The 12,752-nt window shown below is 75.1% G+C and carries 2 protein-coding genes; one reads left to right on the top strand and one right to left on the bottom strand.

Going from position 1 to position 12,752, the window contains the following annotated elements:
- Positions 1 to 3 precede the first annotated feature (3 nt).
- Positions 4 to 2,589, bottom strand: coding sequence for a CaiB/BaiF CoA transferase family protein (locus MXD95_RS25110; protein ID WP_250643205.1), 2,586 nt, complete (start codon positions 2,587 to 2,589; stop codon positions 4 to 6).
- Positions 2,590 to 2,985: 396 nt separating this feature from the next.
- Here MXD95_RS25110 and MXD95_RS25105 point away from each other — a divergent pair.
- A partial coding sequence (locus tag MXD95_RS25105) for a type I polyketide synthase (protein ID WP_285223767.1) occupies positions 2,986 to 12,752 on the top strand: 9,767 nt, incomplete at its 3' end.

The raw sequence follows: 12,752 nt of genomic DNA, 5'->3' as shown, positions 1-12,752 counted from the left end.
CGGTTACGGGGAGGGGGCGGACAGCGGAGCGGCGGCGGCGGTCCGGGTCTGGTCGGCCGTGGCCGTGGCCGTGGCCGCGCCCGCCGGCAGCCGTTGCGCCGGCGGGCGCGCGATCTCGACAACACCGTCCGCGACCAGTCGGTCGATCTCGCCGTCGGTCAGGCCGAGAATCCCGCGCAGCACGTCACGACTGTGCTGCCCGGGCAGCGGCGCGGGCCGCGACGGCGGATCGGCAAGGAGCGTCGACACCGCCGGTCCCCCCTCGGTCGGCAGCGGCTCGGCCAGGCAGGGATGGCGCAGTGTGCGCAGAAAGCCGCGTTCGACCAGGTGCGGGTCGTCGATCAGGTTGACCACCCGCTGCATCATCCCGGCCGGCACGCCGACCGCCTGCAGTTCGGCCGCGGCCTGCCTTGGCGTGCGGCCACGCGTCCACGCGGACAGCGCGGCGTCGATGCCGGCCCGGCGGGCCCGCCGGGCAGCGGCGTCGGCGAACCGGGGATCGTCGCTGCCGGCCAGGGCTGCGTCGCCGAGCAGGCCGACGAGACGGTCCCACTCCGCGTCGCCGCGGATTGTCACCACGCACCACTCGTCGTCCCCCGCGCAGGGATAGACGCCGTGCGGGGCATCCGCTCCCGGCAGGTCCACCTCCGGTGCCAGCGCACCGGGCGCCAGGGATTCCAGGGCCAGCAGCGGCGCCAGCTGGCCGAGCATCACCTCGGCCTGCGCGACGCTGACCCGCCCGCCGCGCCCGGTACGCCGGCGCGCGAGAAGCATCGCGAGCACCGCGGTCGCCGACAGGCGGGCCACGACATGGTCCGGATAGATGGTCGACGCGTCGCTGTACCCGTCCGGATCATCCGGATAGCGCCACAGCGCGGTCAGGCCGGCCGCGGCGCGCACCAGGGGCCCGTAGCCCATCCGGTCCGCCCAGGGACCGGTCGACCCGAAGGCGCTGCTGTCCGCGACGATGATCCGCGGATTGACTCGGGCCAGCTCCCGCGGGCCCAGGCCCAGCGCCTCCAGGGTGCCCGGACGGAAGTTCGACAGCACCACGTCGGAGTGCGCGACCAGGCGGCGGAAGAGCCGGGCGCCCTCGGGGCTGCGCAGGTCCAGGCCGAGACCCAGCTTGTTGCGGTGGCCGTAGGCGAAGCCCGGGGACATCGCCGAGCCGTCCAGCGACTGCCGGCTGCCGTCCGGAAAGGCCCGGTTTTCGATCTTGATGACTTCGGCTCCGAGGTCGGCGAACAGGCGGCCGAGCTCCGCACCGACGACGATCACCCCCAGATCGAGTACCCGCAATCCCGTGAACGGACGCCCCCGGACGGCGGGGATCGCCTCCCCATCGGGCCATTCCCCCGCCCGTGCCCCGGCCGCCGCGACCGGCTCGGCCGGCTCGGCTCCCTCGACTCGTTCGGTCGGCGCGGCCGGTCGGTCAAGCTCGGCGAGCACCTGCGCGGTGTGCTGGCCGGCGGCCGCCGCGGGCAGGCGGATGCCGGCCCGGATGCCGTCGATCTCGACGAACCCGTCGGGCACGGTGGCCCGCCGCTGCCCGACTGGCAGCTCGGTGAAGGCACCGCGGGCCTGGAACTGTTCGCCGACCAGCACCTCGGCGGGGCCGAGCAGCGGTGCCGCGGGCACGCCATGCGCCCGGGCGGCGGCCAGGACCTCCTCGCGCCGCAGCGGTGCGAACAGCCGCCCGATCGCCGGGTAGATCCGGTCGACCGCGGCGAACCGACGGCCGATGGCCGCGAGCTCCGGGTCGGCGAACTCCGCCGGCTCGCCAAGCCAGCGGAACATCCCCTGCCACTGACGCCCCGAGAGGATGCAGATGCGGACCCACCCGTCCGCGCACCGGAAGATCGGGTACAGATGACGTGCGTCGGGACGTCCCCGAGGTCCGCGGAACGCCGGGGTCCCGCCCAGCGCCGTGCCGCTGATGCCGAAGCCCGGGTCGAGCACCTGCGCGGTCGCCTCCAGCACGGAGACGTCGACCAGCCCGCCCTGGCCCGTGCGCAGGCGTTCGGCGTAGGCGGCGAGCCCCGCCCACGCCGCCTGGGCGGCCGCCGACTCCGTAGCCGGGAATCCCGGGGGCAGCAGCGGCGGGCGACCGGGCAGCCCGGACCGCGCCAGCACCCCACCCAAGGCCAGATGCACCCCTTCGGTGGCCGCCCAGTCGCGGTAGGGACCGGTGCGCCCGAAGTCGGTCACCGACACCACCACCAGCTCCGGCCGGCGGGCGAGCAGGGCGTCCGGACCGAGACCGACCGCCTCGAGCTCGCCCGGGCGGGCGGTGGTCACCAGCAGGTCGGCGGTGGCGACCAGCCGCCACAGCAGCCCGCGGCCGGCGTCGGTACCCAGGTCCGCCGTCACCGAGCGTTTGTTCGCCCCGTGTGTCAGCGCGTACAGGCTGGTGGTGCCGGACAGGGGTGCGTGCCGGCGCGAGGCGGCCCCCCCGGGCGGCTCCACCCGCACGACGTCCGCGCCCAGATCGGCCAGGAGCCGACCGGTCGTCTCGGCGCCGCCGTCGGCGAGGTCGAGCACGCGCACGCCCACCAGCGGCAGGGACGGCTGCGGGCCAGCTGTGTCCACGGCAGATCTCCTCAGCTCGGCCCAGGCCCCGGCCTGGGCATTGTCAGGGGTTTCGCCCTAAGCGGCGCCGACGCCGATGCGGGCACGCTTCCCTCGGATTCCCACTGGCCCGTGAAAACTCGCGCTCGCCGGGCGGCAGCATCCGGGGATCGGCCCGACCGGAGAAAGGATAACCATCCATATCGGCCTTGCGCACCTTCTTCGAGCGCACCCGGGAACGCTGCGCCAACAACGATTCACGAAGCTCCGGGGCTTTAAAGGGCCGCCTTAGGCAGCCTTCAGAACGGGCCACCAGGATCAGCCGATGAATTCCCATTGAAAGCACTGACCGGCATCCGCGAAGCTGACCCACGCGCAGTGTCGTGGCGACGGCCCAAGAGCGAAGGACGAGGCACGATGAACGATGTCGCGCATATCGGGGAGTTCGCGGTGCCGCAGACCCCGGCAGTTCCCGCCGCCGGCGGTCCGGACCTCTCGGCGGGCCCGCCCGGGGAGGAGCCGATCGCCGTCGTCGGCATGGCGGTCCGGCTGCCCGGCGCCGCGGACCTCGAGGCGTTCTGGCGGCTGCTGAGCTCCGGCACCGACGCGATCACCGAGGTTCCCGCGGACCGCTGGCCGACCGACCCCGCCGACCCGGACTCCGTGGCCGCCGTGGCGGGTTCCGGCGCGCAGGACGCGGCGTCCGAGCTGGCCCGGGTGCGCCGCGGGGGGTTCCTCGACACGGTCGCGGACTTCGACGCCGGCTTCTTCGGTATCTCCCCGCGGGAGGCGGCGGCGACCGACCCACAGCAGCGACTCGTCCTGGAACTGGTCTGGGAGGCACTCGAGGACGCCGCGGCCCTGCCCCGCTCGCTCGCCGGAAGCCGCACCGGGGTGTTCGTCGGAGCCATGGCGAGCGACTACGCGGCCCTGCTGGAACGATACGGCTCCGCCGCGATCACCGCGCACACGCTGACCGGCACCCAGCACGCCGTGCTGGCCAACCGGGTCTCCTACACGCTGGGGCTCACCGGGCCGAGCATCACCGTGGCCGCCGCGCAGTCCTCCTCCCTGGTCGCCGTGCATCTGGCCAGCGAGAGCCTGCGCCGCGGCGAGACGGACATCGCCCTGGCCGCCGGGGTGAACCTGGTGCTCACCGCGCGCAGCAGCATCGCCGCCGCCCGGTTCGGCGGTCTGTCCCCCGACGGGCGCTGCTACACCTTCGACGCCCGCGCCAACGGCTACGTCCGCGGCGAGGGTGGCGCCGTCGTGGTACTCAGGCCCCTGTCCGCCGCGCGGGCCGCCGGTGACCGGGTGTACTGCGTCATTCGGGGCGGCGCGGTCAACAACGACGGCGCCACCCGCACCCTGACCACCCCCAGCAGCCAGGGGCAGGCCGCCGTCCTGCGCGGCGCCCTGCGGCACGCGCGCACCGATCCGGGCGAGGTCCAGTACGTCGAACTGCACGGTACCGGCACCCCGGTGGGCGATCCGGTCGAGGCGGCGGCGCTCGGTGCGGCGCTGGGCGAGGACCGCCCGGCCACGCTGCCCCTGCTGGTCGGATCGGCCAAGACCAACGTGGGCCACCTGGAGGCCGCCGCGGGCATCACCGGCTTCGTCAAGGCGGCCCTGAGCATCCGCCACCGGCAGATCCCGGCCAGCCTGAACTTCGCGAGCCCGAATCCCGCCATTCCGCTCGCGGAGCTTGGACTGCGGGTGGCCACCGCCCTGGGGCCCTGGCCGCGCGCCGACGAGCCCCTGGTCGCCGGAGTGAGCTCGTTCGGCATGGGCGGCACGAACTGCCACCTGGTGCTCGCCGAGGTGCCCCCGGGCGTCGCGCCCCTGTCCGCCCGCGAAGGGCGGGTCGTCGAGGGCCCGCTGCCGTATGTGGTCTCCGCCCGGACACCGGACGCGCTGCGGGCACAGGCCGGCCGGATCTCCGCACTCCTGCGGGCACCGGCTCCGCCCGCCCCGCACGACGTCGGCTGGTCACTGGCCACCACCCGCACGGCGTTCGAGCACCGCGGCGTGGTGATCGCCGCGGACGGGGAGTCCCTGCGCTCGGGACTCGACGCGCTGGCACGGGGCGACGACGCGCCCGCGGTGATCCGCGGGCGGGTCGGTGCCGGACGGGTCGCCCTGCTGCTGCCCGGCCAGGGCAGCCAGCGCCCCGGCGCCGGGGCGGATCTCTACGAGCGTCACCCGGTGTTCCGTGCCGCGCTCGACGAGGCCGCGGCGCTCCTGGACGACGAGCTGGACCACCCGCTGCGCGAGATTCTGTTCGCCGACCCCGGCTCGCCGCGAGCCGCGCTGCTCGACCGCACCGGATACACCCAGCCGGCGCTGTTCGCCCTCGGTGTCGCGCTGTACCGGCTGGTCGAGTCCTTCGGGCTGCGCCCGGAGGCACTCATCGGGCACTCCGTGGGAGAGCTGGCCGCGGCGCATGCCGCGGGCGTGCTGTCCCTGGCCGACGGCGCCCGGCTCGTCGCCGCCCGGGGCCGGCTGATGGAGTCGGTGACCGCCCCGGGGGCGATGGCGGCGCTGGAGGCGACCGAGGACGAGGTGGCGCACATCCTCGGCGCGTACGGCGGACGGGTGGACATCGCCGCCGTCAACGGGCCGCGGGCCGTCGTCGTCTCCGGGGACGAACCGACCGTCCTGGAGCTGCTGGCGCGGTGGCGCGGGGACGGCCGGCGCGCGACGCGGCTACGGGTCAGCCACGCGTTCCACTCGCCGCTGATGGAGCCGATCCTCGCCGACTTCCACCGGGTCGCCGCCAGCGTCACCTACCACGCGCCGTCCCTGCCGGTGGTGTCGAACCTCACCGGCGAGCTGGCCAGCGCCGAACAGCTGTGCTCGCCGGACTACTGGACGAACCACATCCGCGCCGCCGTCCGATTCGACCAGGGGGTACGTCGCCTGCACGGACTGGGCATCGACGTCTATCTCGAGCTCGGGCCGGACGCCGTCCTCAGCGCGATGACCCGCACCACCCTGGCCGCCATGGCCGGAACCGGGGCGCAGGCCGGCGCCGGAGCCGGGGCGCAGGCCGGGGCGCACGCGCAGGCGTCGCCGGACCCATCTGGAACAGGCGACGCTGCCGGCGCTGCCGGCGGGGGCGTCGCCGCGGTGACCGCCTCGGTGCTGCGACGAGGGCGCGACGAGACGGCCACCCTGCTCGGCACGCTGGCCCGCGCGCACGTCCACGGCGCTCGCGTCGATCTCTCGGCGGCCTACGCCGGCCTGGACGTTCGGCGCGTCGCGCTGCCGACCTACCCGTTCCAGCGCCGCCGGCTGTGGCTAGACGCCCTCGTCGACCGAACTGACCACCGGACTGGCGACCGGACTGACCACCGGACTGGCGACCGGACTGACCACCGGACTGGCGACCGGACTGGCGACCGCGAGGCGCTCTCGGGCCAGGCTGAGCCTTCCGTACCCGGGGAGTCCACCCCCCGGGTACGGGCGGAGGACCAGCGGGAGCTGCTCGCGCTCGTGCGAGCGCAGACGGCGGCCGTGCTCGACCATGCCAGCGGCGAGGAGATCGATCCGGCGCTGCCGTTTCGCGACCTCGGCCTCGACTCGCTGTCCGCGGTAGAGCTTCGGGAACGGCTGGCCTCGGCCACCGGGCTCGGCCTGTCCAACACGCTCGTCTACAACCATCCCACCCCGACCGCGCTCGCCGGGCACCTGTGGTCGCGGCTGCGGGGCGCGGCCGAGGCGGACCACGACGTCACCTCACCTGCCGGCGGCGACTCCCCGGCCGACGACCCCATCGCCATCGTCGCCATGGCCTGCCGCTACCCCGGCGGCGCACGCTCCCCCGAGCTGCTGTGGCAGCTCGTGGCGGACGGCACGGACGCGGTCGGCGGCCTGCCGACGAACCGGGGCTGGGATCTCGACGACCTCTACCACCCGGACCCCGACCATCCTGGGACGACCTACGCCCGTGCCGGCGGTTTCCTGCCCGACGCGGACCAGTTTGACGCGGCTTTCTTCGGCATCTCCCCCCGGGAGGCCGCCGCGATGGATCCGCAACAGCGCCTGCTGCTGGAGACCGCCTGGGAGGCGGTCGAACGAGCGGGGGTCGACCCGGCGTCGCTGCGCGGCGGCGACACCGGGGTCTTCGTCGGCGTGACGGCTCAGGACTACGGCCCGCGGCTGCACGAACCGGCCGACGGCCACGACGGGTACCTGCTGACCGGGAGCACGACCAGCGTCGCCTCCGGCCGCGTCGCCTACGCGCTTGGGCTGGAGGGGCCCGCGGTGACCGTCGACACGGCCTGCTCGTCCTCGCTGGTCGCCATCCACCTGGCCGGACAGGCACTGCGGGCCGGGGAGTGCTCGCTCGCCGTGGCCGGTGGTGCCACCGTCATGGCCACCCCCGGCATCCTGGTGGAGTTCAGCCGCCAGCGCGGCCTGGCCCCGGACGGGCGCTGCAAGCCGTTCGCCGCCGCGGCCGACGGCACGGGCTGGGCCGAGGGCGTCGGTCTGCTCGTGCTGGAGCGCCTCTCCGACGCGCGCCGTCGGGGACACCAGGTGCTCGCGCTGGTCCGCGGCTCGGCGATCAACCAGGACGGCGCCAGCAACGGGCTCACCGCGCCGAACGGACCGTCCCAGGAACGGGTGGTGCGCCGGGCCCTGACCGCCGCGGGGCTGCGGGCCGACCAGGTCGACGCGGTCGAGGCCCACGGCACCGGCACCACTCTGGGTGATCCCATCGAGGCAGAGGCACTGATCACCACCTACGGCCGCCGGCCCCGCCCGGCGCCGCTCTGGCTGGGCTCGCTGAAGTCGAACATCGGTCACACGCAGGCGGCTGCCGGCGTCGCCGGCGTCATCAAGATGGTGATGGCGCTGCGCCACGAGCGGTTGCCCGCGACCCTGCATGTCGATGCGCCGTCCCCGCACGTCGACTGGTCCCAGGGAGATGTCGCGCTGCTGTCCGAGGCGCGTCCGTGGCCGCGCGGGGAGACACCGCGGCGGGCCGGCGTGTCCTCCTTCGGGATCAGTGGCACCAACGCACACCTCATCGTCGAGGAAAGTCCCGACCCACCCGAGGCATCCGACGCTCCCGAGACACCCGGCGACACCGAGACGTTCAGCGGCACCGAGACGTTCAGCGACGCCGAGACGTTCAGCGGCACCGAGACGTCCGGCGGCCCGGCGGTGGCCTGGGTCCTCTCGGCGCGCAGCCCCGCCGCACTGCGCGAGCAGGCGCACCGGCTGGGCGCGCTGGCACCCGGGCGCGCCTCGGTCCCGCGGCCGGACATCGCCCGCCAGCTGGTGACGGCCCGTTCGAGCTTCGATCACCGCGCCGTCGTGGTCGGGCGCGACACGACGGCGCTGCGCGCCGGGCTGGACGCTCTCGCCGCCGGGGCGGCCGCGCCCGGCCTGGTGACCGGCAGAGCCGGGCGGTCGAGCCGCACCGTGTTCGTCTTTCCCGGCCAGGGCTCGCAGTGGCCCGGGATGGCCGCCGGCCTGCTGGCCAGCTCGCCCGTGTTCGCCGCCCGGTTCGCCGAGTGCGAGCGGGCGCTCGCACCGTACCTGGACGTCTCCCTGACGGCGGTGCTCGGCCGTTCGGCGGCGCCGAGCGACCAGGCGCCCGACGCCGCCGCGCTCGAGCGGGTCGACGTCGTCCAGCCGGCCCTGTTCGCGATGCTGGTATCCCTGGCCGAGGTGTGGCGGTCCCTCGGGGTGCACCCGGACGCGGTCGTCGGTCACTCCCAGGGCGAGATCGCCGCGGCCTGCGTCGCGGGAGCGCTCAGCCTGGACGAGGCCGCGCGCATCGTGGCGCTGCGCAGCCAGGTGATCGCCCGAAGCCTGGCCGGCCGGGGCGCGATGGTCTCGGTCGCCCGGCCCGCCGATCAGGTCGAGCCCGACCTTGGCCGCTTCGCTGGCCGGATCGGCATCGCCGTGGTCAACGGCCCCGACGCGACGGTCCTCTCCGGGGCTCCGGACGCCCTCGACGAGCTGGTCGCCGACTACGAGCGGCAGCAGATCCGCACCCGTCGGCTGCCGGTCGACTACGCGTCGCACTCGCCCGCCGTGGAGTCCATCCGCGCGGAGCTGCTCGACGTGCTCGGCGAGCTCACGCCCCGGACCTCCGACATCGCCTTCTACTCGACGGTCACCGGTGGGGTGCTGGACACCTCCGGTCTGGACGCCGACTACTGGTACCGCAACCTGCGCGAGACCGTGTGGTTCGACGCCACCGTGCGGGCGTTGCTCGCCGACGGTCATGCGACGTTCGTCGAGGCGAGCCCGCACCCGGTCCTCACCACGGCCGTGTCACGCACCGCCGAGGAGTGGGCCGAGGAGCTGACCGAGGCACGCGCGCATAGCGCGCCGACGTCCACCGCCACGCCCACGCCCACGCCCGAGGTGACCGTCGTCGGATCACTGCGTCGCGACGAGGGTGGGTTCGAGCGCATCCTGCTCAGCGCGGCCGAGGCGCACGTCCACGGTGTGTCGATCGACTGGCCCGCCGTCCTGCCGGTCGGGCCGGGACGACCCGTCGACCTGCCTACCTACCCGTTCGAACGGCACCGGTTCTGGCTCGAGCCGCCCGCGCCGCGGGCCGACGTGGCCGGGGCCGGGCTCGACCCGGCGGATCACCCGCTGCTGGGCGCGGCGGTGCGGCTCGCGGGCGGCGGTGGCGCACTGCTCAGCGGCCGGGTGTCGCTACGGCGACGGCCCTGGCTGGCCGATCACGGTGTGCTGGGCAGCACGGTTCTGCCCGGTACGGCCCTGCTGGAGCTGGCGCTTCGGGCCGGCGAGCTGGTGGGCTGCGACCAGGTGGCCGACCTCACCCTGCGGGCCCCGCTGCTGCTCTCCGGTGACGACGAGGTGGGATTGCAGGTGCTGGTCGGCGCCGCCGCGGCCGATGGCACGCGGCCGGTCACGGTGTACTCCTGCCCACGGGACAGCACCCGGCCCACCGAGGCCACCACCACTGCCCTGTCCTCGCGGCGGGCGGCGGGCGGGGCGCACTCCCACAGTCCGGAGCCGGCGTGGAACCTGCATGCCGAAGGAACCCTCGCGCCCGGCGCGGATGATCCGGACCTGGTCGAGCCGTCGACGGGTTCCGCCGACGCGTGGCCGCCGGTCGGCGCGAATCCGGTGGATGTCGACCAGCTCTACGAGAAGCTCGCCGCCCGCGGCTACGAATATGGTCCGGCGTTCCGGGGCCTGCGGGCCGTGTGGCGCCGGGACGGCACCCTGTTCGCCGACCTGCGTCTGCCCGGCGCCCCCGAGGCCGACGAGGACGGCTTCGTCGTCCATCCGGCCCTGTTGGACGCGGCTCTGCACCCGGTGGTCGGCCTGCTCGACCACACACCGGCCGGGGCCACCTCCGAGACCGCCGCCGGGGCTGACACCGTGCCGGCCGCCGCGACGCACTCCGGGGCGCAGCAGGTGCTGCTGCCCTTCGCCTGGAGCGGCGTGCGTGTCGTGGCCACCGGTGCCCGGGAGCTGCGGGTCCGCATCGAGCCACACGCGGCCGGTGCGACGACGTCGATCGGTCTCACGATCACCGACACCGATGGCGTGCCCGTGGCCTCCGTGGCCGCGCTGCGCCTGCGCCCGGTCTCCCCCGCGCAGCTCGCCGCGGGCCGCCGCGCGGATCCGCTGTTGGCTCTGGTCTGGCCGAAGACCCCGCGGCAGGCGGCCCGCGCACCCGAGCAGCCCGGCCGGACTGCCCACTGGGCCCTGGTCGGCACGGACGGCACCCCGCCGCGGCTGCCCCGACTGCCCGCCGTGCGGGTCAGCACCCACCCGAGCCTCGCCACCGTGGACAGCGTCGGCGCGGAACCCCCCGACGTCGTCATGCTGGACTGCCGCCCACGACGCGACGCGATCGGGCCCCCCGCCACGACCGACGACGCCACGACCGACGACGACGCCGAGCACGCTCCGGCCGAGCGGACCGCGTTCACCCACACCGCGTTCACCCACACCGCCCGGGTCCTCGAAGCTGTGCGGATCTGGCTGGCCGACGAGCGACTCGCCGCGTCCCGCCTGGTCGTGCTCACCCACGGGGGCGTGGCGGTCGACGACCACGACCCGGCGCCCGCCCTGGACCAGGCATCCCTGTGGGGTCTCGCCCGCACGGTGCAGGCGGAGAATCCCGGACGCGTCGTGCTCGTCGACACCGACGGCACGGCGTCCTCCCACCAGGTGCTGCCGGCAGCGGTGGCCGGCGGGCTGGCGCAGTGCGCCCTGCGTGACGGGAGTACGCACGTCCCACGGCTGGCCCGCGTCGAAGCCGGCACCAACACCAGCGATGACACGGGCACCAGCGACGATCCGGGCACCAGCGACGATCCGGGCGTCCTCGATCCCGCGGGGACCGTGCTGGTCACCGGCGGAACCGGCACGCTCGGACGGCTGGTGGCCGAGCGGCTGGTCAGCGGCCACGGCGTGCGTCACCTGCTGCTCGTCGGACGACGGGGTGCCGCCTCGCCGGACGCGGCCGGGCTGGTCGAACGGCTCGCCGCGCTGGGCGCCACGGCGACGGTCGCGGCGTGCGACGTCAGCGACCGGGCGCAGCTCGCCGAACTCCTGGCCGCCATCCCCACCGGGCATCCGCTGACCGCCGTCGTGCACACCGCGGGAGTCCTCGACGACGGGCTCGTCGGATCGCTGAGCGCCGAACGCCTGGCCACGGTCTGGCGGCCCAAGGCCGATGCCGCGCTGGCCCTGCACGAGCTCACCCGCGGCGCCGACCTCGCGGCGTTCGTGCTGTTCTCCTCCGTGGTCGGCACCGTCGGCAATGCCGGTCAGAGCACCTACGGGGCCGCCAACGCCTACCTCGACGCGCTGGCGACGCGCCGCCGTTCCCTCGGCCTGCCGGCGACGTCGGTGGCCTGGGGCCTCTGGCAGCCGCGCGGCGGCATGACCGAGCGGATGGGCCAGGCCGACGTGCTCCGTCTGGCTCGCGCCGGCGTCGCCGAGATGTCCGCGCAGCACGGGCTGGCCCTGTTCGACGCGGTCCTCGCCGGCTCCGGGGCGCCCGGCGCGGCGCCGTCCATCCCGGCCAGTGTCGTCGCCGCCCGCATCGACTGGGCCAAGCTGGCCACCCGGGCCGCCCAGGGCACCCTGCCCGAGCTGTTCCGCGATCTGGTGCGAACACCGCGACGCGGCGCCGGGTCACGCTCCGCCGACGCCGCGTCCGGCAGCGGCGGCGGCGAGCAGGCCTGGGCCAGCGCCATGCGCGCGCGGGACACGGCCGAGCGGGCCCGGGCCGCCGCCGAGCTGGTACGGACCCAGGCCGCGGCCATCCTCGGCCTGGACACCGCGGACGCGGTCACCCCGGACCGGGCGTTCCGGGAGATGGGCTTCGACTCGCTGACCGCCGTCGAGTTCCGCAACGCGCTCAACGCCGCGACCGGCCTGCGGCTGCCTGCCACGCTGGTGTTCGACCATCCCACCCCGGACGCGGTCACGCGGGTGGTGCTGGCCGAGCTGACCGGCACGGCGCCGCGGGAGGCGCCCGGACGGGTGGCGCATGCCCGGGATCGCGCCGAACCGGACGAGCCGATCGCGGTGGTCGGCATGGCCTGCCGCTTCCCCGGTGGCATCCGCAGCCCCGAGGACCTCTGGAACGTCGTCCTGCACGGCACCGACGCCATCGGCGAATTCCCCACCGACCGGGACTGGGATCTCGAGGCGCTCTACCATCCCGACCCCGACCATCCCGGCACCGTCTACACCCGCCACGGCGGCTTCCTGTACGACGCCGCCGACTTCGACGCCGAGTTCTTCGGTATCTCCCCCCGGGAAGCCGCCGCGATCGACCCGCAGCAGCGCCTGCTGCTGGAGGTGGCGTGGGAGGCGCTGGAGCGCACCGGCATCGACCCGAGCAGTCTGCGCGGCAGCCCCACCGGCGTGTTCGCCGGCGTGATGTACGACGACTACGGCCTGCGCGTCGCGGGCCGACCCAACCCGTACGAGGGTTACCTGCTCACCGGCAACACGCCGAGTGTCGCCTCGGGCCGGATCGCCTACACCCTGGGCCTGGAAGGCCCGGCGCTCACCATCGACACCGCCTGCTCGTCCTCCCTGGTCGCGGTGCACCTCGCCGCCCAGGCGTTGCGCAACGGCGAGTGCACGCTGGCGTTCGCCGGCGGCGCGACCGTGATGGCCACCCCCACCGTGTTCGTCGAGTTCAGCCGGCAGCGGGG

Source organism: Frankia sp. AiPa1, assembly GCF_023243075.1.
Taxonomy (GTDB): domain Bacteria; phylum Actinomycetota; class Actinomycetes; order Frankiales; family Frankiaceae; genus Frankia.
The sequence above is the reverse complement of the archived record's forward strand: the minus strand, read 5'-3'. Positions and strand labels throughout refer to the sequence as shown.